Annotated in this window: 22 protein-coding genes; 17 read left to right on the top strand and 5 right to left on the bottom strand. The window is 61.4% G+C overall.

Annotated features, from left to right (window positions below; all coding sequences use genetic code 11):
* Positions 1–37: 37 nt before the first annotated feature.
* Positions 38–1,126, bottom strand: coding sequence for an ATP-binding protein (locus VGI36_20485; protein ID HEY2487529.1), 1,089 nt, complete (start codon positions 1,124–1,126; stop codon positions 38–40).
* A 239-nt stretch (positions 1,127–1,365) separates the two neighbouring features.
* Between VGI36_20485 and VGI36_20480 the strand changes: the two genes are divergently transcribed.
* Positions 1,366–2,313 (top strand): transglycosylase SLT domain-containing protein, encoded by a 948-nt coding sequence (locus VGI36_20480; GenBank protein ID HEY2487528.1) that lies wholly within the window; start codon positions 1,366–1,368, stop codon positions 2,311–2,313.
* Positions 2,314–2,393: 80 nt separating this feature from the next.
* Entirely contained in the window at positions 2,394–3,647 is a 1,254-nt protein-coding gene (gene glp / locus VGI36_20475; protein HEY2487527.1) for a gephyrin-like molybdotransferase Glp, read from the top strand.
* Here glp and VGI36_20470 read toward each other — a convergent pair.
* Positions 3,572–3,844, bottom strand: coding sequence for a hypothetical protein (locus tag VGI36_20470; protein HEY2487526.1), 273 nt, complete (start codon positions 3,842–3,844; stop codon positions 3,572–3,574). The two genes, glp and VGI36_20470, sit on opposite strands and share 76 nt — an antisense overlap.
* Before the next feature lie 100 nt (positions 3,845–3,944).
* Between VGI36_20470 and ispF the strand changes: the two genes are divergently transcribed.
* From ispF to VGI36_20435, 7 genes are all read left to right on the top strand, one after another.
* The gene (ispF, locus tag VGI36_20465) at positions 3,945–4,424 is read left to right on the top strand and encodes a 2-C-methyl-D-erythritol 2,4-cyclodiphosphate synthase (GenBank protein HEY2487525.1); all 480 of its coding nucleotides are present in this window, start codon (positions 3,945–3,947) and stop codon (positions 4,422–4,424) included.
* A 31-nt stretch (positions 4,425–4,455) separates the two neighbouring features.
* On the top strand, positions 4,456–5,403 hold the full coding sequence (locus tag VGI36_20460) for an LLM class F420-dependent oxidoreductase (protein ID HEY2487524.1): 948 nt from the start codon (positions 4,456–4,458) through the stop codon (positions 5,401–5,403).
* 178 nt (positions 5,404–5,581) lie between these two features.
* Complete coding sequence (gene cofG, locus VGI36_20455; GenBank protein ID HEY2487523.1) at positions 5,582–6,778, top strand: 7,8-didemethyl-8-hydroxy-5-deazariboflavin synthase CofG; 1,197 nt, start codon at positions 5,582–5,584, stop codon at positions 6,776–6,778.
* Positions 6,775–8,028, top strand: coding sequence for a 5-amino-6-(D-ribitylamino)uracil--L-tyrosine 4-hydroxyphenyl transferase CofH (cofH, locus tag VGI36_20450; GenBank protein ID HEY2487522.1), 1,254 nt, complete (start codon positions 6,775–6,777; stop codon positions 8,026–8,028). The genes cofG and cofH overlap by 4 nt, the downstream gene beginning before the upstream one ends.
* Positions 7,955–8,920 (top strand): 2-phospho-L-lactate transferase, encoded by a 966-nt coding sequence (cofD, locus tag VGI36_20445; GenBank protein ID HEY2487521.1) that lies wholly within the window; start codon positions 7,955–7,957, stop codon positions 8,918–8,920. Before cofH ends, cofD begins: the two co-directional genes overlap by 74 nt.
* An 11-nt stretch (positions 8,921–8,931) precedes the next feature.
* A complete protein-coding gene (gene cofE / locus VGI36_20440) occupies positions 8,932–9,684 on the top strand; it encodes a coenzyme F420-0:L-glutamate ligase (GenBank protein ID HEY2487520.1) in 753 nt (250 codons plus the stop codon).
* Between the two features lie 3 nt (positions 9,685–9,687).
* Positions 9,688–10,698, top strand: coding sequence for a polyprenyl synthetase family protein (locus tag VGI36_20435; GenBank protein ID HEY2487519.1), 1,011 nt, complete (start codon positions 9,688–9,690; stop codon positions 10,696–10,698).
* Positions 10,699–10,709: 11 nt separating this feature from the next.
* Here VGI36_20435 and VGI36_20430 read toward each other — a convergent pair whose 3' ends face one another.
* The gene (locus VGI36_20430; protein HEY2487518.1) at positions 10,710–11,069 is read right to left on the bottom strand and encodes a VOC family protein; all 360 of its coding nucleotides are present in this window, start codon (positions 11,067–11,069) and stop codon (positions 10,710–10,712) included.
* Positions 11,070–11,324: 255 nt separating this feature from the next.
* Between VGI36_20430 and VGI36_20425 the strand changes: the two genes are divergently transcribed.
* From VGI36_20425 to VGI36_20410, 4 genes are all read left to right on the top strand, one after another.
* Entirely contained in the window at positions 11,325–12,260 is a 936-nt protein-coding gene (locus VGI36_20425; GenBank protein ID HEY2487517.1) for a DUF1028 domain-containing protein, read from the top strand.
* A gap of 184 nt (positions 12,261–12,444) precedes the next feature.
* Positions 12,445–13,470, top strand: a complete 1,026-nt coding sequence (locus VGI36_20420; GenBank protein ID HEY2487516.1) for a thiamine pyrophosphate-dependent dehydrogenase E1 component subunit alpha — start codon at positions 12,445–12,447, stop codon at positions 13,468–13,470.
* A gap of 10 nt (positions 13,471–13,480) precedes the next feature.
* Positions 13,481–14,461: an alpha-ketoacid dehydrogenase subunit beta gene (locus VGI36_20415; GenBank protein HEY2487515.1), complete on the top strand. Its 981-nt coding sequence runs from the start codon at positions 13,481–13,483 to the stop codon at positions 14,459–14,461.
* Between the two features lies 1 nt (position 14,462).
* Positions 14,463–15,866 (top strand): dihydrolipoamide acetyltransferase family protein, encoded by a 1,404-nt coding sequence (locus tag VGI36_20410; protein ID HEY2487514.1) that lies wholly within the window; start codon positions 14,463–14,465, stop codon positions 15,864–15,866.
* Between the two features lie 277 nt (positions 15,867–16,143).
* Here the strand turns inward: VGI36_20410 and VGI36_20405 are convergent, their stop codons facing one another.
* Positions 16,144–16,461 carry a hypothetical protein gene (locus VGI36_20405; protein HEY2487513.1) on the bottom strand — a complete coding sequence of 106 codons (318 nt, stop codon included), beginning with the start codon at positions 16,459–16,461 and terminating at the stop codon, positions 16,144–16,146.
* 45 nt (positions 16,462–16,506) lie between these two features.
* Positions 16,507–17,010 (bottom strand): hypothetical protein, encoded by a 504-nt coding sequence (locus VGI36_20400; protein ID HEY2487512.1) that lies wholly within the window; start codon positions 17,008–17,010, stop codon positions 16,507–16,509.
* Between the two features lie 463 nt (positions 17,011–17,473).
* On the opposite strand from VGI36_20400, the gene VGI36_20395 reads away from it, so the two are divergent.
* From VGI36_20395 to VGI36_20380, 4 genes are all read left to right on the top strand, one after another.
* Positions 17,474–18,475: a zinc-dependent alcohol dehydrogenase family protein gene (locus VGI36_20395; GenBank protein HEY2487511.1), complete on the top strand. Its 1,002-nt coding sequence runs from the start codon at positions 17,474–17,476 to the stop codon at positions 18,473–18,475.
* 273 nt (positions 18,476–18,748) lie between these two features.
* Entirely contained in the window at positions 18,749–19,285 is a 537-nt protein-coding gene (gene nuoB, locus VGI36_20390) for an NADH-quinone oxidoreductase subunit NuoB (GenBank protein ID HEY2487510.1), read from the top strand.
* A gap of 31 nt (positions 19,286–19,316) precedes the next feature.
* Positions 19,317–20,639 carry an NADH-quinone oxidoreductase subunit NuoF gene (gene nuoF, locus VGI36_20385; GenBank protein ID HEY2487509.1) on the top strand — a complete coding sequence of 441 codons (1,323 nt, stop codon included), beginning with the start codon at positions 19,317–19,319 and terminating at the stop codon, positions 20,637–20,639.
* On the top strand, positions 20,639–22,219 hold the full coding sequence (locus VGI36_20380) for a 2Fe-2S iron-sulfur cluster-binding protein (GenBank protein ID HEY2487508.1): 1,581 nt from the start codon (positions 20,639–20,641) through the stop codon (positions 22,217–22,219). The genes nuoF and VGI36_20380 overlap by 1 nt, the downstream gene beginning before the upstream one ends.
* Positions 22,220–22,658: the final 439 nt, after the last annotated feature.

Raw genomic sequence — 22,658 nt, 5'->3', positions numbered from 1 at the left:
AATAATAGTCACCCAGCAGCGAGTCATCGCTTCACAATCATCGATCGCCCGCCGGGAGCGTGATTTTGAACGTCATGCCCGCTCTCTGCTCAGTACGACCGGAGCGCTGGCCGACCCCGCCTGCCGAAGCCCATAACCTGCCGCCGTGAAGTGCGACGATACGCTGGCTTAACACGAGCCCGAGTCCGGTTCCGTCTGGCTTGGTGGTGAAGAAGGGGGTGAAAAGTTGATGGATCTCCTCCTCGGCCAACCCGGGCCCGCTGTCACTAACCTCGACGCGCAAGAATTGTCGGCGACGGCCCTCGGCGGTCATGCGGAATTCGCTTTCCATCCGGGTGTGGAGACGGATTACCCCCTCGCCGCCGATCGCCTCGGCGGCATTCTTGACCAGGTTGAGGAACGCTCGCTCCAGCGCTGAGGCGTCGCCGATGACTTCCGGCAAGCTTGGATCGAAGTCTTGAACGATGCGAACGGTGTCGGGAGCACTCGGGTACAGCCCGGCCATCCTGAGCGACTGATGCAAGACCTGATGGATATTGACGGGATCTTGCGCGAGACGCTGAGGGGAACTGACGGCGAGAACCTGTTCCACGAGCGCGGCGATCCGATTTACCCCATCCAGAATCACGCCGCAGTACTGCTGGGCCCGCCCATCGGAGGGATACATCGAGGCCAGAAGCTCAGCCGCCCCCTTGATGCCGGTCAAAGGGTTTTTGACTTCGTGCGCCAGTCCGGCGGGAGAAAGTCGCAGGCTTGACTCTACCGATTCCGCGGTCTGCGCGGCGGTCTTCTCATGGGAGAGATCATGAAGCAGGACGATGGCACCGTCGGGACGCGTATCGGCAGCAAGCAGTGGGGAGACTTCGGCCCGGACCGTCATTGATCGAGGCCCCACACTCAGGAGTGCGTCCGGGTCTCCCAAAGTTTGCCCACTTTCTAGGCAGGTCTGAATCATCCTCTGCAGCCAAGGATTTTGCCCGAGCAGGTCCGCGAGTTCATGCGACCCGATGGTCGAGCTCCCGAGCATGGTTTCGGCGGCTGGATTTACCCGGAGGGGACAACCATCGTTCGACACGACGACAATCGCGTCGGGCAGGCTGTCGATAATATCGCGCCAGAGATTCACTATCGATTAGATGGACTTGGGCGCTCCAGCTTGAGTTGCCTTACGAACCTATCATAAAGACCATGGTCAACTAAGAGTTGGCTTGAAACCGAAGGAAAATGGGGAGAGTTGTGGTTCTACGCGTGAAAGTTATTAACAGCGCATACGACTCATATCAGTTTTTTTAATGCCCGATCCCTTGCGACGTGGTTGACCGTTGCCGCCTCACCGGTTAGGGTTTGGGCGGTTCTCGGGGGAGAATGCCTAGACGTAAAGCCATACTCAGTGCATCCTTGGCTCTGATTTCGATGCCGCTCTTCGCGGCGGCGTCCGGATTTGCAATCGAAACCCCGCTCGCCCCTACGATTTCTGCTGGGCCTGCCATTGGTGACCCCCTCAACTTTAACCGTGACCCGGTCAAACTCGAGCCCAGTTCTACGCTTCATTCTCCGTTTGTAATTGGACAGCCTAGGCCGGTACCTCCATTCCCGATTCTCCTCAACCGGCTGGTTCAGGAATACGTCGATGACTATGTGAGCCGGCCCGCATCGTGGGAAGCCGGGGTTGAGCGGAGTCGGCCATTTTTCCTGCAAATGACCCAGGCCCTCCGCGCCAAGGGCGTTCCCGACGACCTGCTTTATTTGAGCTTCGCGGAGAGCGATTTCAGCGAGCGCGGCAAAGGACCTTGGCAGTTTAACAAAGGAACCGCCCAAAAGTATGGACTGCGGGTCGACCAGTGGGTGGATGAGCGCCGTGACCCGGTTCTTTCCACCAAGGCGGCCGCCGAGTATCTCTCTGACCTTCACGAGGCAGCCGGTTACGACTGGCGGGTTGCGGTAGTCGGATGGAATGGGGGTGACCTGGCGATCGACCGCTACTGGCTGCTGCGCGGCGATAACTTCAATCGGTTCATGGACCTGTTACCCGGCCAGACCCGCGCCTTGATGGGCCGCTTCATGGCCTTCGCATTCATGGCGCACAATTCCACTCGCTACCGAATTGTCCACCTCGACTGCGACGCACCTCCTGAGTATCACGAAGTTCCGGTGCGCGGCGGCACAAGGCTTTCTCAGTTGGCGGGCTCGTATCGTACTACAGTGGCCAAACTCCACGATCTGAATCCCGCCTTGCTGCGTGATCGCATACCGCCCTACGCTCACAGCTACAAAGTCCGCGTTCCGCTGCTGCGGACGGCATTCGCCGACTAACCGGCTCACGACTCGCTCCTTTTCGTGGACTTGACACTTCGGGTTCTCAACGGCCCCGAAGCCGCGTATTCTCCTGATTTGTGATTGGTGTCGATGAAGCGCTGACCATGGTGCTGGACGCGGTACGTCCGCTAGGGGTTGAGCGGGTGGCTCTGCTTAACTCCCTGGGGCGGGTTTTGGCGCAGGAGGTTCAGTCGCCACGAGATATCCCCGGGTTCGACAATTCAGCGATGGACGGCTATGCGGTTCGCGCCGCCGATGTCGCCGGCGCGAGCGCCGCGAGCCCCGTGCGGCTTAACGTAACCGAGACCGTGCCGGCCGGCACCATGCCGGCGCACGAGGTGCGACTCGGTCAGGCCGCCAGGACGATGACCGGCGCTCCAATCGCGCGCGGTGCAGACGCGATCGTTCCCATCGAACAGACGCGCGGCAGCGGCGACCAGGTCGAAATACTCGCACCCGCACCACCTAATGCGTTCGTCCGCCCGCGCGGTGAGGACCTCAAACGAGGGGAGGTCGCGATGACCCCCGGCAAGCTGCTCGGGGCCGCGGATCTCGGGATGCTCGCGGCGTTGAACCGGGCGATGGTGGGGGTTTATCGCCGACCCCGAGTGGCGATTGTTGCTACCGGCGACGAATTGGTGGACGTGGATGAGTTACCAAGCGGAGCACAGGTGGTGAATTCGAGCGCGTATGCGCTTTCGGGTGCGATTCGGGAAGCGGGTGGAGATGCTTCGATACTTCGTGTCGCGCGCGACACACCGGCCGAAGTTCGGGAGCGCCTGGCAGAGGCAGTTGCCTTCGATGCGATCCTTACGACGGGTGGGGTGTCGGTTGGACAGTTCGATCACGTCAAGACCGTACTCGATGAACTCGGGACAAAGACGCTTTTTCATGGGGTTGCGCAAAAACCAGGACGTCCCCTGAAATTCGGCACGCTGCGCGATCGCCCGGTGTTCGGGCTACCGGGCAACCCGGTTTCAACCCTGGTCTGCTTTTATCTCTACGCGCGGCCCGCCTTGCTCAAGATGAGCGGCAGGCGCGAGTTAGGTCTGCCCCGCATCACGGTGCGCTGCGCCACCGATATCAAGCTGGCCACGGGGCTCACCGAGTTCGTGCGGGTGAAGGTGGAGCGGCGCGACCACGAATACTTCGCAGTCCCGACCGGCAACCAGGGCTCCGGCATTTTCAGTTCCGTCGCCCGCGCCGACGGCCTCTTGATCGGACCGGCGGAGGTGAACCAGCTGCGTGCGGGCGATCACTGCGCGGTGCTGCTTCTGGTGACCGATGCGGCCGACACCGCGTTCTTCGAGCGCCGTTTCCACAAGAACTGAATGACGATCGTCGCCAGCACGCCGAACAGAGCCGAAGCGACGACCAGCGCCGCAACGCGGAGCTGAAGGGTGAGAATGTTGAACGGCAAGAGTCGGAAATCGACGCTTTTCTCTAGATTGTTGGAGATCACGTAGGCGACCCACAGGACGACGATAGCGCCGACTATGACCTTGGGATTCTTCAAAAATGACGGCATCGCGGGCGCTCCTTATTGCCGGTTATCGCCAAGAAGCTTGCTCAGCCACTCGCAACTTGTCAACGCAGGTAGTGGTCTGCGCGGCGGAGCCTGACCGTCCATGGGGTACCGCGTAGGACAGGGATTCGATTCTCATCCGTTGGTACCGGGCCGAAGGCTCGTTCTCGGCGGGGTCCAAATTGCCTATCCCAGGGGGCTGCAGGGCCACTCCGACGGTGACGTAGCTGCACACGCCCTGGCGAACGCGATCCTAGGCGCGCTCGGCGAGGGTGACTTGGGGCAGCATTTCCCCGACCATGACCCTCGCTACGCCGGCGCGGACAGCATCGGCTTGTTGAACGAGGTCTGGAGGACCGCGGCCGGAAAAGGATGGCGCCTCACCAACGCTGATCTCACAATTTTTGCGCAGGCACCGAAGCTGGCCGCTTTTTTGCCCCCAATGCGTGTGCGCCTGGCCGATGCGCTCGGCGCCGATCAGTCTAGGGTGAACGTCAAGGCCTCGAACCCCGAAGGTCTCGGGGCATTGGGCCGCGCCGAAGGGATGGCCGCGGCCGCGATCGTGATGGTTGAAAAAGACTAACCTTCATCCCGTACCACGGAGGAATCCGCACATGGGCGAAAGGCATCCGATTCGTTTCGGAGTTCAGACCGGACAACAGAATGTCAGCTGGGCCGAACTGACCGAACTGTGGAGCAAAGCCGACGGCTGGGGATACGACTCGCTATGGGTGTTCGATCACTTCTACCCGATCTTTGTGCCTGATCCGACCGGACCCTGCATGGAAGGATGGACGCTGCTTGCGGCCCTTAGCCAGCACACCAAACGGGCGCGGCTGGGAGCTCTGGTCAACGGCAACACCTATCGGAATCCGTGTCTCACCGCGAAGATGGCGGCGACCCTCGACAATGTGTCGGGCGGGCGGTTTAACCTGGGAATCGGCGCAGGCTGGTTCGAGCTCGAGCATCAGAGCTTCGGGGTCGATTTCAAAACCATCCCGGGCCGCCTGCAAGCGCTCGATGAGTCGTTGCGGATCATCAAGGGCATGTTCACGCAGAATAAGACCTCGCTGGAGGGGCGTCACTACAAGGTGGTCGATGCAGTATGCAATCCAAAGCCGCTCTCGAAGCCACATCCGCCGATCATGATCGGGGGGCAGGGCGAAAAGACGTTGCTCAAAATCGTCGCACGTCACGCCGACATGTGGAACGCGAACGGAGACGCCGAGCGCATGACGCATCTGATTAACGTCATCAACCGGCATGGCGACACCGAAGGCCGCGACCCGGACGAAATTGAGAAGACTGTGATGATTGGGCTTTGCTATCGCGCGCCCAAGGAGCGCGAGGAAGTCATGATGTCGATCATCGGTGCGATGAGCGGCAAGCAGCCGCAGGAAGCACGCAAGCAAATCATGATTGGCGACCAGCACGAGTGCCTGGACACCATAGAACGCTACCGCAAGGCCGGAGTGACCCACTTCATTTTCATGGCGATGGCGCCCTTCTTCCTGGAGGATTTCCAGCGCTTCGCCGAGGACGTGATACCGGCATTCCGGTGATCCGCGCGAGCTGCTGAGGGGTAACCTGCGGAGAATTGCAGCAGCAGGCCGCGTCCTGCACAGGAGCAAGGACGATTACTCTGCATCCCTTTGTTAGCCGCTGCCGCGCCGCCTGGGCTACAGTATCGAAATGCAACTAGGTTGCCTGCCCCGGGGTGATGGCCTATAAGTCCGAACAATGGCGCCCTCTCTTGCAGCACAGTCAGCGGCGCGCGCCGACGCCCCGACTCGGGAGATTCTCGACCGCGCGCTGGCCGACGACCCGCTTTCCGAAGCTGATGCGATCGCGCTGATCGAGTGTCCCGACCGCGACCTCGACGACCTGATAGGAGCCGCGGGCGATTTGCGTGATCGAGGCAAAGGCCGTCACGTTACCTACTCTCGCAAGGTGTTTCTGCCGGTCACCAATCTGTGCCGCGACCGCTGCACCTACTGCACGTTTCGCAAGGATCCCGGCGATCCAGGCGCGTGGACCATGCGTCCCGAGGAGATTGCGGCCTGGTCACGACGTGGGCATGAGCTCGGATGCAAGGAAGCACTGATGTGCCTGGGTGACAAGCCCGAAGTCGCGTTTCGGGAATATCGTGCCACGCTCGATGAACTTGGAGTACGCTCGACCATCGAGTACGTCGCGCGAGCCTGCGAGATCGCGCTGCAACAAGGTCTGCTGCCGCATACCAACGCGGGGCTCATGACGCGCGAAGAAATGGCGATGCTACGCCCGCTCAACGCGAGCATGGGTTTGATGCTGGAGAACATCTCGCCGCGCCTGCGCGGGCGAGGCGGAGTCCATCAGGCCGCGCCCGACAAAGACCCGGCGCTGCGGATGAAGATGATCGACGAGGCAGGCGAGTTGAAGATTCCTTTCACGAGCGGAATCCTGCTCGGGATAGGCGAGACCACCGCGGAACGCGCGCAGAGCCTGCTTGCGCTTCGCGGGTCGCACCAACGCCATGGGCACGTGCAGGAAGTGATAGTGCAAAACTTCCGGGCCAAGCCGGAGATTGCGATGGCCGACGCGCCCGAGCCCGATGCATTCGACATGGTGCGCGCGATTGCGACCGCCCGCCTGGTGCTGGGATCCAAGGCCAACGTGCAGGCTCCGCCGAACCTGTCGCCCAACCAGATCGAGCTCTTCCTGCGGGCCGGGATCAACGATTGGGGTGGAATTTCACCGCTCTCCAAGGACTACGTAAATCCCGAGGCGCCGTGGCCGCATATCGAGCGTCTTGGTGAAAGATGCGCCCGCGCGGGCTTTACGCTCGGCGAGCGTTTGGCAATTTACCCCGAATATATAGAAGATGAGTGGCTCGACCCGGCGGTCGCGACCAATGTGCGCGCGATGTGGGCTCGAACCGTCGGAGGCCAATCATGAATCTGGAGTACTGGAGAACCTGGGTCGACGAGATAGAAGCGGCGCCGCTCGATGCGCTCTTGGAAAAAGCATCGCCCGGTGTGCGCGCAACCCTGGAACGATCCCTGGAGCAGCGCGAAATTACGCCCGACGAAGGGCTCGCGCTGTACACCAGCAGGGATGACGACCTGCGTGCAACGGTGAAATGCGCCGATCTCGCGCGCGCCACAGATGTCGGCAACGAGGTCACCTACGTCGTCAATCGCAATATCAACTTCACCAACATCTGTTTCGTCGGATGCCAGTTCTGCGGGTTCAAACGCCAGCGCTGGGAATCGGATGCGTACGACCATTCGGATGAGACGATCCTCGGCAAGGTAGCCGACGCAGTCGCGCGCGGTGCCACCGAGGTATGCATGCAGGGCGGGATCAATCCCGACATGCCGGCCTTCAAGTACCGCGACCTGCTGGATGTCATCAAGTCGCGTTTTCCGGAAATTCATATGCACGCGTTCTCGCCGATGGAAATCATGTACGGCGCCAAGCGCGCGCGGATGGAATATCCGGACTATATCGGGATGCTGCGCGACCACGGGCTCGGATCGATTCCGGGCACGGCCGCGGAAATTCTCGACGACGGTGTGCGCGAGATCCTGAGCCATAAGAAAGTCGATGTGGCCGCGTGGGTGGACATCATAACCACCGCACATTCGATCGGCGTACCGACGACTTCCACGGTGATGTACGGTCATATCGAGACGCCGCGTCACGTGGTGAATCATCTTGACCTGCTCCGCACGATCCAGAAGGAGACCCACGGCTTTACCGAATTCGTGCCGCTGCGTTTCATCCACGAGAATACGGTGATGTTCCGCAAGGGATTGGTAAAGCCGGTGGGACGCGGCGAGCTGGATTTCCAGATGTACGCGTTCTCGCGGCTGTTCCTGCGCGGGCAGATCAACAACATCCAGACCTCGTGGGTGAAATGCGGGGTCGACCTCGCCGCGCTAACCCTCAAGACCGGGTGCAACGATTTTTCCGGCACCCTGATGGAGGAAAGCATCACGGCGCAAGCCGGTGGCGACGCCGGCGAATTCGTTCCGGTGGATTTGATCGAAGCGAAGGCGCACGAAATGGGCAGGGTCGCGGTCGAGCGCAGCACGCTCTACAAGAAGCTCTACGGAAGAAAGGCTCCGAATGGTGCGCGGCCGATCTCCGCTCCCCCCGTCGAAGCAGATAGTCACGCTTGCGGGGGGAGTGGGTGCAGCTAAGTTGATCCGCGGCCTGGTTCGTCGGATCGCCCCGCAGCGCCTGACTGTCGTCGTCAACACCGGAGACGATGAGACCTTCTATGGGCTTCACGTCTCTCCCGACCTCGACACCATCACCTACACGCTGGCCAATCTGGTCAATCGCCAGCAGGGATGGGGACGGCTCGACGAATCATTTACGACCCTCGGGGAACTGGCACGCTTCTATGGAAAGCCCTGGTTCGCGCTGGGGGATCGCGATTTTGCGACCCACCTTTACCGGACCGAACGGCTGCGCAGTGGTGCGCGCCTTTCCGAGGTGACCAATGAAATCGCGCGCGCACTTGGCGTAAGGTCGCAGGTACTGCCGATGAGCGATGATCCGCTGCGGACCTTCGTGAAGATTCGCGGCAGCCGCGCGCTGCCATTTCAGGAATATTTCGTACGCGGCCGGGCACGCGGCACGGTCGAGCGCATCGAACTGCGGGGCGCGCACCGTGCCCGGGCGCTGCCCGCGGCGCTCCACGCTCTGCGCACGGCGGCAGCCACGATTCTCGCTCCTTCCAACCCGTTCGTCTCGCTGGGGCCGATTCTGGCCCTCGCCGGGGTCCGCGAAACGCTGGCCCACTCGCGGCGGCGGGTTGCGGCCATCAGTCCGATCGTGGGCGGACGGACCATTAAGGGTCCGGCGGATAGGATGCTGCGTGGACTGGGGATGGCAGTATCGCCGGTGAGCGTCGCAAAGCTGTACCGCGACATCGTCGGGGTATTCGTGATGGACAAGGTTGACGGCCGGTACGCCGGCAGGATCGAGCAGCTAGGGATGCGAACCCTTGTGACTGATACCATCATGACTACGCCATCCAGGGCCGCGCGGCTGGCAGACGTAGTCCTGCGCGCCCTTGAGGTGTAGCTTAGCGGTCAATGCGCTCAATTACGCTCAGCGCGATCGAAGGAATTCCACTGGTCAACAAGGGCGATGATCTTGCCCGGCTGATCGCGAGCGGAATCGAAAAAACTGGCCTCAAGTTACAGGCCGGCGACATCGTGGTCGTCTGCCAGAAGGTGGTCTCCAAGGCCGAGGGGCGGGTCGTTGACCTGAAGACTATTGCGCCATCGGAATTCGCAAATAGCCTGGCGAAACGATGGGAGAAAGATCCGCGAGCGGTGGAACTGGTGCTCAGGCAGACCAACCGGATCGTAAGAAATGATCGCGGCGTGATCATTGTTGAAACCGGGCAAGGGTGGGTGTGCGCGAACGCGGGCGTCGACGAGTCCAACAGTCTGACCGACGATAGCGCGATCCTGTTGCCGGAAGATCCCGATGCCTCGGCGGCGCGAATTCACGCCGGACTGAAAAATCTGTGCGGGCTGGAAATCGCGGTGCTGGTCACCGATACCTTCGGGCGGCCATGGCGCGACGGACTCACCGAGATCTGTCTTGGGATTGCGGGGATGAACCCGATCCTCGATCTGCGCGGGACCACCGATCTGGGCGGGCGCGAACTTGAGCACACGGTCGTGGCGATCGCAGACGAACTGGCAGCAGCTGCGGGCCTGTTGATGGAAAAAGCCGCCGCCGTTCCGGCGGTCCTGGTGCGCGGTTACGCCTACCAGCCTTTTGACGGAAGTGCCAAAGTATTGATTCGACCGGCCGAAGCAGATTTATTCCGCTAGCCCGTGAAGAAAGCAAAGGCCATCGAGCTGGTTCACACCCAGGCTGCTCCTGCACCGAATCCCGCGCGGGTGGTGGAGCGCGATCTTGCCGCCGCGGAGGCCAAACTTAAGCGGCTGCTCGACTCGAATGAGTCGCTGATTTCTGAAGTATGTCACTACCTGGTCGACGGCGGCGGCAAGCGACTGCGCCCCACCTTCGTGCTCCTGGTGTATCGAGCATGCGGCGGGAGTGACGAGAAGGTGGTCGACGCGATCGACGCCGGGATCGCGCTGGAACTGATTCACTCCGCGACCCTGCTGCACGACGACATCATCGACGGTGGCCAGCTCCGGCGCGGTAAACCGAGTGCCCTTGCGCGGTACGGTTTTGCGCCAACGCTCATCGCGGGAGACTTCCTGTTCTGCCGCGCGTTCGAACTGTGCGGCCGCTTCGAAGAGCACCTGGTTCGCACCGCCGCCCAGGCATGCATCGAATTGACCGAGGGCGAGGTGATGGAGGGCCGGCTCAGGCATAGCGTGGTCGCGGGAATTCGCGACTATCGCGCGGTTATCACCCGCAAGACCGCATCGCTGTTTCATGCCGGGGGAAAAGTCGCCGCCGATCTTGCCGGCGCTTCGCGCTACACCATCGATGCGATGGCGAAACTCGGCCTCACGATCGGCTTGGCGTTCCAGATGATCGATGACGTGCTGGACATCCTCGGTCCGGAGGAAAAGATTGGCAAGCCGGTCGGGTCAGACCTGCGTGAAGGTATTCCCTCGCTCCCGGTGGTGCTGGCCTCGCAGCGCAACCCGGAACTCAAGGAGTTGTTTCAGAACGGCAGCGGGCTTAGCGGCGCCGCTTTCGATCGCGCCCTGGAAATCCTGCGCGATCCGGAGTTGATCGCGCAGGCGCGGTCGCTGGCATCGGTGGAAGTCGGGAATGCGCGCGAGATGCTCAATGAGCTGCGTCCATCGCCCTATCGCGACAGTCTCGCAATTCTGATCGACGAGCAAATCGACCGCGAAGTCTAAACTGCGCCTCTCTATCCCTTGCGGCACACCACTTCGATGTTGTTGCCGTCCGGATCGTACACGAATGCGGCGTAGTAGTTTGGATGGTATTGCGCGCGCACTCCCGGTTGTCCATTGTCGCGGCCGCCGGCTGCCAGCGCGGCCCGATAGAAGGCGTCGACAGCTGCGCGATTAGCCGCGGAGAACGCAATATGCAACGGATCGCGTGACTCACTCCCGCCGATCCAGAACGACGGAAACGCTTCATCGCCCATGCCGACGGCAGTGGGTAAATCAAATATCACCTTGTAACCGAGCGGGGCGAGCGCTGCGACAAAAAACTGCTTGCTGCGCGCAAGCTCGGAGACTGGAATGCCGATGTGATCGAGCATCTTGTGACTCTCCCGAAAAATTGCCCAACCATTGCCAGATGGATCGAATCGTGTCCAGCTTGGTCGCTGCGGCGGCCGGGTGGTCGCCCCGCACGCCGTCGCCCGGCGTGCCTTCTCGGCGGGTGTCTCGTTGGGTGTAACGCTCGCGGCGAAGACGAGGTGAGCGGGTCCAGCTGCCAATTTTCACGGGCGCTCGCGATTACGTCACTAGGCCCTTGCTTCCCTGTAAGCGCATCAGCGGCTAGCTTGTCTCGAATGGATGGACAGCAACCTTACCCCGACCTGGTCGCAACCTACTCGATTGTCGCGCGCGATCCGGCCAGCGGACGGCTTGGGGTTGCGGTGCAATCGCACTATTTTTCGGTCGGCTCGGTCGTCACCTGGGCGGAGGCGGGCGTTGGCGCGGTCGCGACCCAATCGTTCGTTGATCCCAGTTACGGAAAGCTCGGGCTTGATCTCATGCGTTCGGGCCGAAGTGCGCCCGATACGCTGGCGGGTCTGGCGGCCGCGGATTCCGAGCGCGACGTGCGTCAGGTCGCGATGGTCGACGCTAACGGACATGCCGCAGCCCATACGGGCGCCAAATGCATCGCCGAAGCGGGCCACCTCGTCGGCGAGGGATTTTCGGTGCAGGCCAACATGATGCATCGCAAGAGCGTGTGGCCCGCGATGGCGGACGCATATCGCGCAACCAGCGGTGACCTGCCCGACCGCTTGATGGCAGCGCTGGAGGCGGCAGAGGGCGAAGGTGGTGATATCCGAGGAATGCAGTCTGCCGCCATGTTGGTAGTCGATGCGACTGCGACCGGACGACCCTGGGCCGAGCGAATGATCGATATCCGGGTGGAAGACGCTGCCCAGCCGCTGGTGGAACTCAAACGGCTGCTGGGGGTGCGGCGCGCCTACCTTTGTCGCATAGCCGCCGAGACCGCATTCGCGCGTCGCGATATCGAGGGGGGCACCCGCGAGTATCGCAAGGCGCAGGCACTGATAGGAGACAATCCGGAGATGCACTTCTGGCATGCGATCGCGTTGGTGAATGCAGAGCGCCTTGAGGACGCATTGCCGCTCTTCAAAGAAGTGTTTGCCAGGGACCAGCGCTGGCTGGAATTGGCCGAACGCGTCGCGGCGATCGGGCGCTTCGCCGCCGATCCCACGCTGCTGGCGAAGATCCGTTCGGCGCTGCGCTGAGCGCAGGATCACTTAAAGTTCGGTGGCGGCCTCCGCCAGCACGCACCATGTGCAGCTGGTCTGCGGCTGAAAACTCCGGCGAGTTGGTTGCGTACAGACCGGGCGCGCCTCTCCGGTTTGTTGCGCTTGACTGGCCTGGGCTATCCTTACCCAAAGTTCTCATGCCTCCAGGAGACCAGCGCTCATGTCTCAACCCGAAGGCGCGCGTACCGCTGCGGAGCCTGCAGCGCGAATCGAGCAGGAACTTCAGCTCTACTACTGGATGAAGCTGGTGCGCGCTTTCGAAGAGCGCGTCTCACGCCTGCATCGGCAAAACAAGATTTTCGGCGGCGTTTATTCCGGCGCCGGACAGGAGGCGATCGTTGCCGGCATCTGTGCTTCGCTACGCGACGGAGATTTTGTAGCCCCGCTCCATCGAGACCTCGGAGTCTTTCTGGTGCGGGGCGTAGATGCTGGCCGCTTGATGGCCCAGTTGATGGGCAAGGAGACCGGGCTGTCGCGCGGCAAGGACTCCTTTCTGCACGGCGGCGACCTCGAGCATGGAATCTTCGGATCGACCTCGATGCTGGGCTCCTCGCTGCCGATCGCGGTGGGTGCCGCGCTCAAATTCCGGATGAAACGCGAAAACAACATCGCGGTGGCCTTCTTCGGTGAAGGCGCTTCCTCGCGCGGCGACGTGCACGAGGCGATGAACTTCGCTGGCGTGCATAAGCTGCCGGTGCTGTTCGTGTGCGAGAACAATCGCTATGCGTACTCGACGCCGCTCGAAAAGCAGATGGCTATCGAGGACGTGGCAGACCGGGCGCAGGCCTACGGATTCAAAGGCCACACGGTTTCCGGTAACGATTTGCTGGCGGTGCTCGAGGTCACCGAGCGGGCGGTGGCACGAATCCGCAAGGGCGAGGGGCCGGCGCTGATCGAATGCAAGACCTATCGTTATCGCGGACACAGCGAGCACGACGCCGCGCTCTACCGGGACCAAGAAGAGCTCATCGAGTGGCAGAGCCGCGACCCGATCCCCCGCTACGAGCTGTTCCTGGAGAAAAAGGGCCACGACGTGAAGCACATCCGCGAACAGATCGACGAACGCGCGCAGAAGGTGGTGCAGGAAGCGGTCGATTTTGCGGAGCGTAGCGCCCTGCCCAAAGCTGAAGAAGCACTTGAAGATTTGACGGCTCCCTCGCCGGCCCCGGCGCCTAAGGGCAAGTAGGAGACGCGCGATGGAGATGACCTACATCAAGGCGATCAACTCGGCGCTGCTCGAGGAGATGCGGCGCGACGAGAACGTGTTTGTCATGGGCGAGGACGTTGCGGAGCTGGGTGGAGCATTCAAGGCTACCGAAGGTCTGCTGGAGGCGTTCGGCGAGGAACGGGTGATCGATACCCCCATCTCCGAGGCCCTGATCGTCGGGGCTGGAATCGGCGCGGCGGTTCTGGGGATGCGCCCCGTGCTCGAAATGCAATTTGCCGACTTCATCTCGTGTGCCTTCGATCAGATCGTCAACTCGGCCGCGACTCTCCGCTATCGTCACGGCGGTCGTGCCGCCTGCCCAATCGTCGTGCGTGCGCCTTCCGGAGCGGGAATTCATGGCGCTCTGTTCCATTCGCAGAATCCCGAAGCGTGGTTTACCCGCGTACCGGGGCTCAAGGTAGTGACGCCGGCAACGGTATATGACGCGAAGGGGTTGCTGAAGAGCGCAATCCGCGACAACAACCCCGTCATCTACTTCGAGCACAAACGCTTGTACCGCAGTATCAAAGAAGACCTGCCGGAAGGCGATTTTACGGTACCGATAGGCGTCGCGGAACTCCGCAAGGAAGGCACTGACCTTTCGCTCATCACCTATGGCGGAACTTTGGCGCAGTCGCTGGATGCGGCGAGAATCGTGGAAAAGGAAGATGGCCTGTCGGTGGAAGTGACCGACCTGCGGACCTTGCTGCCGCTCGATCGCGAGGCCATTCTCGCAACCGCCCGGAAAACCGGAAAAGTGCTGGTAGTGCACGAAGATCGTCTCACCGGCGGGATCGGTGGCGAAGTTGCGGCGTTGGTCGGCGAGTTCGCCTTCGAGTATCTCGACGGACCGGTCCGCCGGCTCGGCGCGCTCGATACGCATACCGCTTTCAGCCCCCCGTTGGAGGAAGTAATCCTTCCCAACACCAACAAGATCGTCGACGCAATTCGGGACCTGGCAGCGTACTGATATGGCTATCGAAGTCGCGATGCCGCAAATGGGCGAGAGCGTGGTGGAAGGGACCGTCACCAAGTGGCTGGTGAAAGAGGGTGATCTGGTAAAGGAGGATCAGCCACTGTGCGAAATCTCGACCGACAAAGTCGACACCGAAATCCCATCGCCCGGGACCGGGCGCATCGCAAGGATAGTTGCGCAGGAAGGTGAGACGATTCCGGTTGGAGGCCGGCTCGCGATCATCGAAGAGCGCGATGGCGGAAGGGCGCAGGAAAGTGCTCCCAGAACCCCAGTGAACCCCTCCCGGCCCGAGGCGCACCCGCCGGAGCCGTGGCTCAGAGCGGTAGGCGAATCGCAGTCGGAACCCGACCCTGCCGCAATCGCGCCGCCTGCTGTGGTCAGGCCCGCTCCGCGTCGCACACCGGCCGCTCCGGGAGCCGACGGGGGAGCGCCGAGGCGCTATTCTCCGGTGGTACTGCGGATGGCGCAGGAACATGACGTCGATCTCGATCTGATCTCCGGCACGGGAATCGATGGGCGGGTAACCAAGCGCGATCTCCAGCAGTATCTGGATTCGCTGCGCAGCGGGTCGGCCCCGGCGACCTCCACAAAACCTGCGCCGCCCGGTGCAGTCGTCACGCCCCCGCTCGCGGCCGTGCCCCCCGCAGCCGCGGGACGCGCGGGCGGAGCCTACTTGCCGCCCGTCTATCAACCTCACCAGGGTGATGTAGCCGAACCCTTCACGCGCAGGCGCAAGCTCATTGCGGAGCATATGGTCTATTCAAAGACTCATTCTCCGCACGTCGGGACCCTAGCGGAGATTGACATGACGCGCGTGACGCGCCTGCGCGAGGCGCACAAGCATGCGTTTCAGGAGCGCGAGGGGTTCGGGCTCACCTTGCTGCCCCTGGTGGCAGCCGCCACTGTCCGGGCGCTCAAGGAATTCCCGCGGATGAACGCGGCGGTGGTGGGCGATTCCCTGGTAATCAGGAAGGAGATCAACCTCGGCATCGCAATGGACGCCGAGGAAGGCTTGCTGGTGCCAGTGCTCAAGCGGGCTGAAGGATTGTCGGTAGTTGGTATCGCGCGCGAAATTGAAACCTTGCGACGCAAGATCGCCGACCGCAAAATCACCGCCGACGATCTGGCCGGTGGGAGTTTCACCTTGTCGAATCCCGGTCGTGAGGGAAATCTTTTTGGCTTCGCGATTATCAATCAGCCCCAGATGGGAATTCTGCGCATGGGCGAACTCAAGAAGCGGCCCATGGTGATCGATGTCGATGGCGAAGATGCGATCGCGATTCGCGCGATGATGTATCTGGCGCTGTCGTATGACCATCGGGTCATCGACGGTGTGCTGGGAAATCGTTTTCTGTATCGCACGGGAAAAATTATCGAAGAAGCCGACTTCGAACTCTGATCCCTCCCGGGTCGTGAGGATCTGCGGCGGGGAACGGAGGTTGCCGCGAATGATGTCGCGGTAAGTGAGGTTCGGCGAAGTAGTCTTCTGCGCGCAGTTCATCCAGCACTAATTCGTGCGCTATCGACAATCATTCCCCTCCTTAATTTGCCCACTGAGATTCTCCTGCCTTACTCTGAGGTACCCGCTTAGGCAGTTGTCTCCAAACTAACGTGGAAGCGAAGTTGCGCAACTCTTGAAAAGAGGGGTGTTCCGGAAGCTTCGAGGAGACCGAAGTCTAGCGTCGGCCACCGTGACCGCTACCGCCGAAGCCTCCTCCGCCGGGATGCCCGGCAAAGCCGCCGCCCGGGTGGCCCGCTTCTGGGGCGCGGAAGAAGTGAGCGGGATGTCCATACGCATGATGCTCTTCCCACGGATGATGCACGACGAAATCCGGCTGGTAACCACTTGCGTAGACGGGGAACCCATAAGAGTAAGGCGCGTAACCATACTCTGGATAGCCGTAGGTCGGGCCGTATCCAGGTCCAACACACCCGCTGAGTCCGAGTCCCGCCAACACACTCAGCGCAACGATGGTCAGGATTGCGCGTTCCATTGAGGAAGTCCTCCACCTTAGCTGCAGCGCGGCCCCACGCGGCCCTCAGGGCGCACCCCACGCCGGCTTGCCGTCCGGGTGGTAGAAGGCCAGTCCCGGAGTTTTCGCGGCGGGGACATCGAGGGAAGTTCGTAACCTGCCGTTTGCATCATAGAGTCCAAGGCCCGGCGTTCCTTCCGGCCCCAGCGCCATCGTCGCGCGTTCTCTGCCGCTCTGATCGTAGAGATCCACGCCGGGCGATCCGTCCGCCGTAAGATCTATACTGATCCTGGTTGCGCCTTTGGCATCGTCCAGGTTAATGCCGACCGTCCCGTTCTCACCGATACCCATCGCACCCCTCACAGAGCCTTGGCTGTCGCGGAGCACGAATTGTTCGGCTTCGAGGCTTCGGTTCTGCGCCGCTCTCGGCATCTGCGCCATCAAAACCCCTGCACCCGCAAACAGCAGCAAAGCACCCGTCGCCAGACGAAGCCGGCGATTTGCGCTTTTAAGCTCAGCCTGCTGCCGTTCCAACCGTATAATCCGCTCGATCAGTTCGCCCTGCTGCATCGCTTATCTCTCCGCAACTTTGTGGGATCATGGCATAAACTAGCCCAACGGTCCCCAAATTAACTTGTGATTCGTTGATGTCTTCACCCGCGCGCCACCGATTCGTCAGCAACAACGAACCCGGATTGCGCAGCTTTCGGACATCTCCAGCGCTTTAGTCGATCTGTCGCCTTCGGTCGATCGATGAATTTGGCGGGCGCGGTCGCCAAGTGCTTTCGAACGGTCAATACGCAGGACCGCGTCCGAGCCGACCAGCAACCCGTTCCGACCTGAAGGTCTAGTCAGTACAGTTTTCGGATTTAAGCCGTCTGCCGCTCGAGCCAGCTCACTCTCGATCCCATACCGCGGTGAAGGAATCAATGGTCGCTGCGACACTGGCGGTTTATGAACCTAAACGACCTGAGACCTTGGAGGCTCCACCTCGCCTTAGTTCTGTTCTAAGATTGAGCAGAGACTCGCAATCATGAAAGCGATGGCGGTGCATGAGCCGGCGCCCATCGAATCGGCGCCGCTTCGCGAAGTCGAGACGGCCGTTCCGGATCCAGGACCGGGCGAGGTTCTGGTTCGAATCCTCACCTGCGGTGTGTGCCGCACCGACTTGCACGTCGCCGAAGGGGATCTCCCCCCTCGGCTCCCACGGGTGATTCCTGGACACGAGATCGTAGGCACCGTCGAGAAGCGCGGTTTGGGCGCCACGGGGTTTGCGCAAGGAGCGCGGGTTGGAATTGCATGGTTGCGCGAGACTTGCGGAACCTGCGCCTATTGCCTGCGCGGTCGCGAGAACTTGTGTCCTAACGCACGCTTCACGGGATGGGACCATGATGGCGGCTACGCCGAGTACGCGGTGGCGCGCGAGAAGTTTGTGTACCGGTTGCCGGACACGATTGGTGATGAAGAGGCAGCGCCGTTGTTGTGCGCGGGAATCATCGGGTTTCGCGCAATAAAACGCGCCGACATCGGGCCCGGTGCTACCGTTGGTCTCTACGGATTCGGCGGCTCCGCGCATATCGCACTCCAAGTGCTGAAGCACTGGGGATGCCGCGTGTTCGTGATGAGCCGCGGGGGAGTGCACCGCGACTTGGCATCGCAGCTCGGCGCCGAGTGGATCGGGGACGCGGACGAGTCTCCTCCGGCGCCGCTCGACGCTGCAATCCTGTTCGCACCCGCGGGCAACCTGGTGTTGCCGGCGCTGGAAGCACTGGATCGCGGAGGCATCCTCGCGATTGCAGGTATCTATCTGAGTCCGATTCCACAGCTGGATTACGAGAAGCACTTGTTTTATGAGCGCGAAATTCGAAGCGTCACGGCCAACACTCGCGCCGACGCACAAGAGTTCCTCAAAATTGCCGGGGAAGTTCCGGTGCGCACCCACACCGTCGCATTCGGGCTGTCGGAGGCCAACGTCGCGCTTGGGATGCTGAAGCACGATGAGATAAAGGGCGCGGCGGTCCTGCGGCTGTCGTGACGTTCTGGAGAGGATTGCAGCGAGCAGCAACCTTCGCTTCCAGCAAAGCAGAGTTGAAGACAAGCCACGGAATTGTTGCGAAGCGTCCGCTTTCCGATCGCTTCGGGCGCGGAAAGTGGACTGGTCGATTGGTCGAGAGTCGGGATTTTCGTCGGTCGGGCCCAGCCGGATGCCCAAGTTCCGAGCACAAGAGTCCGCCGCAATCCTCTGGTTTCCGCCCGTTCATTGACCCGCGCGAGGATCGCTTGCTACCTTGAGATCATAGAGGCACCAATGACAGCCAGTGACAATGTGAAAGCGTTGTCGAAGGGTGACGAAATTCTGCTCGGCGACACCGCGATTCTGACGCGGCTAGACAAGGCACTCGGCTGGGCACGAAAGTTTTCCATCTTTCCCTATCCTTTCGCGACCGCGTGCTGCGCGATGGAGTACATGTCGCTGTCCATGACGCCGTACGACATCGATCGATTTGGTGCGCTGCTGCCGCGGTTCACGCCGCGGCAAGCGGACCTCCTCATGGTTATTGGAACCGTGTCGGTTCGTCAGGGGCCAATCCTGCGCAGAGTCTACGAGCAGATGGGTGAGCCGAAATGGGTAATGGCCTTCGGCGCGTGCGCATCGACCGGCGGGTTTTATGACAATTACGCGACCCTTCCCGGGATCGATCGAATCGTGCCGGTCGACGTGTATGTGCCGGGATGTCCGCCGCGGCCCGAGTCGGTCCTGGACGCGTTGATGGCGTTGCAGCGCAAGATTCAGGGGCAGAAGCAGAAACTCCTCGCGCTCAGCGATAAGCATCAGGCGGCTTAGTTCGCCCCGCAGCCCGTTTAATCGGTACGCGATGGAACGAATTCTTACGCGCTGGCTGGATATCCCTGATATCCGACGGCTTGAGGTGTACGAAGCGAACGGCGGCTACCAGGCGCTGCGCAAGGCGCTGTTCGACATGAAGCCCGAAGAGATTATTAACGAGGTCAAGAACTCGAATCTCCGTGGGCGGGGCGGGGCGGCGTTTCCAACCGGCACCAAGTGGAGCTTTATTCCCAGGGACTCGAAGAAACCCGTCTACGTGTGCTGCAACGCGGATGAAAGCGAGCCGGGAACCTTCGCCAATCGCTACCAGCTCGAACTCGATCCCCACCAGGTCATCGAGGGGGTTCTGATCGCATGCCGCGCGGTTAACTCGCACGTCGCGTATATATATTTTCGCGGCGAGTTTACGGTTCAGAAGAAAATTGTCGAAACCGCGATTGCCGAAGCTCGGGCCAAGGGCTATCTCGGCAAGAACGTCATGGGCTCCGGTTTCGACGTGGAGATTTACACCCATCGCGGCGCGGGCGCTTACATCTGCGGAGAGGAGACCGGGCTCCTGGAATCGCTCGAGGGTAAACGCGGCTATCCCCGCAACCGTCCTCCGTTTCCGGCCATCCAAGGGGCATTCGGGTCGCCCACTGTAGTCAACAACGTCGAGACGCTCTCGAATGTGCCGTGGATCATCAAAAAGGGCGCGGACTGGTATCGATCGATCGGTCCCGAGAAGAGCCCCGGGCCGAAGCTTTTTTGCCTTTCGGGCCACATCAACAAACCGGGACTCTATGAGCTGCCGATGGGATTTCCGCTGAAGGACCTGATCCACGAGGTCGGCGGAGGAATCACCGGCGGACGCAAGCTCAAGGCGGTCATTCCGGGGGGCGCGTCCTTTCCACCTTTTACCGCCGCCGAAGCTGAGAAGGTGATGATGGATTTCGATTCGGTGCGCGCGGCCGGGTCGCTGATGGGGACCGCGGGCGTGATGGTGATGCACGACGACACCTGCATGGTCGACGTGCTCCGTACGGTAGCGCATTTCTTCCATCACGAGTCGTGCGGGCAGTGCACGCCGTGTCGCGAGGGATGCGGATGGATCGAGAAGCTGATGGTGGACATGGAAGCGGGGCGCGGCAAGCAGCAGGACCTCGATTTGATGCTCAACATCGCGAGCAACATGGAAGGCAATACCATCTGCGTGCTGGCAGATTCACTCTCGATGCCGACGCGCGGCTTCATTACCAAGTTCCGGTCCGAGTTCGAAGATCACGTGCGGCTGGGGCGCTGCCCGTTCCGCGACCGCGACGGACGTCTCGCGCCTCCCGCGCATAGCGCGTACGAAGAAGAGCACGCCTGATGCCGAAGCTCACCATCGACGGCAAGGAAATCGAAGTCGCAGACGGACTGAACCTGATCCAAGCGGCAGATCACGCGGGAATTGAGATTCCGCACTATTGCTATCATCCGGGGTTGTCGATTCCCGGCAACTGCCGGATGTGCCTGGTCGACGTGGAAAAAGCGCCCAAGCTGCAAATCGCGTGCAACACACGGGCCGCGGATGGAATGGTGGTGCACACCACCAGCGATCGCACCAAGACCGCGCAGAAAGCGGTGCTGGAATTTCTGCTCATCAATCATCCGATCGATTGTCCGGTGTGCGATCAGGCTGGCGAGTGCAAGCTGCAAGACTACTACATGGACTACGACCAACAGCCGTCGCGCTTTCAACTTGGTAAGAAGAACAAGAAGGGCAAGGCGATCGATGTCGGCTCGGACGTTATGCTGGACCAGGAGCGCTGCATCCTGTGTGCGCGCTGTACGCGGTTCTTCGATGAGATTACCCACACCAGCGAGTTGGCGATTTTCGGCCGTGGCGATCACAACGAGATCGATCATTATCCCGGCAAACCGATCAACAACCGGTACGCCGGCAATGTTATCGATATCTGTCCGGTAGGTGCGCTGACCGAGAAGGACTTTCGCTTCCGGATGCGGGTCTGGTACCTGCATCGCACGCCCTCGGTATGCGCGGGCTGCGAACGCGGATGTGCGATCGACATTCACCACCAGCGCGGGCGAATCTATCGCTACAAGCCGCGCCATAACCCCGAGGTCAACAGCTACTGGATGTGCGATGAAGGGCGGCACAGCTTCACGGCCCTTCAGACCGAAACCCGCCTGACCACGCCGCTGCGCCAGTCCGATGATCGAATGGTGGTGGAAGGATGGCCCGAGGCGCTGCGCCGCGCGGCGACGCGGATCATGGAAATCGGCGGTCAATCGGGCGCGAACGCAATCGGCGCGGTAGTGGGAGCGCAGGCGACCAACGAGGAGGCTTTCGCGCTCAAGCAACTGCTCGCGACGACCATCGGATCGGATCGCATAGCCGGTCTTGACTGGTCGGCGCCGGGGAGCAGCGGCGACGATGACCTGCTGATTCGCGCCAACAAGAACCCCAATGCCCGAGGCCTGCAAGCGCTTGGCATCCCGCTCGCGGCACTCGATTCTCTCACCCATGCGATCGCGGCCGGCGAGCTGAAAATGCTGATCACCGTGCGCGCCGACCTGGTTAGAGTGCTCGGCGAAGAGGAATTCCTGAAGCGATTTGGACCGCTGGATTATCTGCTGGTGCTGGACACGGAGGCCAATCTGACCGGTCAGATGGCCAACCAGATATGGCCGATTGCCGCCTACCCGGAAATAGACGGCAGCTTCACAAACTTCAAAGGCCGCGTGCAACGCATTCAGAGCGCGTTTCCGCCGCCCGGACAGGCACTCCCTGCCGTCGAAGCAATCGCGCGGCTGGGACGCGCGCTCGATGGCGCCGAGCGTCGCTATACCGCCGAGGCGGTTTTCGCGGAAATGGCGAGAGAAGAGCCGGCGTTTCGTGGCATGACCTTCGACCTCGGCCAGCACGGCCGCGACCTTTCAGAATAAGCGATCGACTTGCGCAGAGAGGGACTGTCCATCCCTGAACGCACTGCCTCGCCTGGTGTCGCAAAAAAACGGATCTACCTGTCGCGCTCCGCTTTTTGGCCACTCGGTCACGTCGGCGCGATAGGCGAGTCGGGAAGGCATTCACGACGTTGCATGTGCCACCGTGGTTTAATGCCGGTTGTCCCATGCGCAAGGGCGGCCCCGAAGTTCTGCCTCGATGCCCCGTGGGGGTTTCGGTCGTGCAGGCGTAAATCCTCAGGGCCACAGCGCCCTCTGCACGGTGACCAGGACGAGAATGTGCAGCCTCAAGGGGTTCAGGGATTTTTAATCGCACAGGAGGGTGAGCCGGTCGAAAATACCGGCTCACCCGTCAAGAGGACGCGACTGCGGAGCTATGGTGCTGCTCTCACCATTGCGTCAGTGGTGAAGAAATCGCGTC

It is taken from the genome of Candidatus Binataceae bacterium (assembly GCA_036495685.1).
Taxonomy (GTDB): domain Bacteria; phylum Desulfobacterota; class Binatia; order Binatales; family Binataceae; genus JAFAHS01.
This window is presented reverse-complemented; position numbering and strand designations above follow the sequence as displayed.

Coding starts and splice junctions, on each gene's coding strand:
- VGI36_20425 (HEY2487517.1), top strand. CDS start 11,325: ATGGATGGACAGCAACCTTACCCCGACCTGGTCGCAACCTACTCGATT.
- cofD (HEY2487521.1), top strand. CDS start 7,955: ATGGTGCGCGGCCGATCTCCGCTCCCCCCGTCGAAGCAGATAGTCACG.
- nuoB (HEY2487510.1), top strand. CDS start 18,749: ATGACAGCCAGTGACAATGTGAAAGCGTTGTCGAAGGGTGACGAAATT.
- VGI36_20460 (HEY2487524.1), top strand. CDS start 4,456: ATGGGCGAAAGGCATCCGATTCGTTTCGGAGTTCAGACCGGACAACAG.
- cofH (HEY2487522.1), top strand. CDS start 6,775: ATGAATCTGGAGTACTGGAGAACCTGGGTCGACGAGATAGAAGCGGCG.
- VGI36_20380 (HEY2487508.1), top strand. CDS start 20,639: ATGCCGAAGCTCACCATCGACGGCAAGGAAATCGAAGTCGCAGACGGA.
- VGI36_20405 (HEY2487513.1), bottom strand. CDS start 16,461: ATGGAACGCGCAATCCTGACCATCGTTGCGCTGAGTGTGTTGGCGGGA.
- VGI36_20395 (HEY2487511.1), top strand. CDS start 17,474: ATGAAAGCGATGGCGGTGCATGAGCCGGCGCCCATCGAATCGGCGCCG.
- cofG (HEY2487523.1), top strand. CDS start 5,582: ATGGCGCCCTCTCTTGCAGCACAGTCAGCGGCGCGCGCCGACGCCCCG.
- VGI36_20400 (HEY2487512.1), bottom strand. CDS start 17,010: ATGCAGCAGGGCGAACTGATCGAGCGGATTATACGGTTGGAACGGCAG.
- VGI36_20410 (HEY2487514.1), top strand. CDS start 14,463: ATGGCTATCGAAGTCGCGATGCCGCAAATGGGCGAGAGCGTGGTGGAA.
- cofE (HEY2487520.1), top strand. CDS start 8,932: ATGCGCTCAATTACGCTCAGCGCGATCGAAGGAATTCCACTGGTCAAC.
- VGI36_20480 (HEY2487528.1), top strand. CDS start 1,366: ATGCCTAGACGTAAAGCCATACTCAGTGCATCCTTGGCTCTGATTTCG.
- ispF (HEY2487525.1), top strand. CDS start 3,945: ATGGGGTACCGCGTAGGACAGGGATTCGATTCTCATCCGTTGGTACCG.
- VGI36_20430 (HEY2487518.1), bottom strand. CDS start 11,069: ATGCTCGATCACATCGGCATTCCAGTCTCCGAGCTTGCGCGCAGCAAG.
- VGI36_20420 (HEY2487516.1), top strand. CDS start 12,445: ATGTCTCAACCCGAAGGCGCGCGTACCGCTGCGGAGCCTGCAGCGCGA.
- VGI36_20415 (HEY2487515.1), top strand. CDS start 13,481: ATGGAGATGACCTACATCAAGGCGATCAACTCGGCGCTGCTCGAGGAG.
- VGI36_20470 (HEY2487526.1), bottom strand. CDS start 3,844: ATGCCGTCATTTTTGAAGAATCCCAAGGTCATAGTCGGCGCTATCGTC.
- nuoF (HEY2487509.1), top strand. CDS start 19,317: ATGGAACGAATTCTTACGCGCTGGCTGGATATCCCTGATATCCGACGG.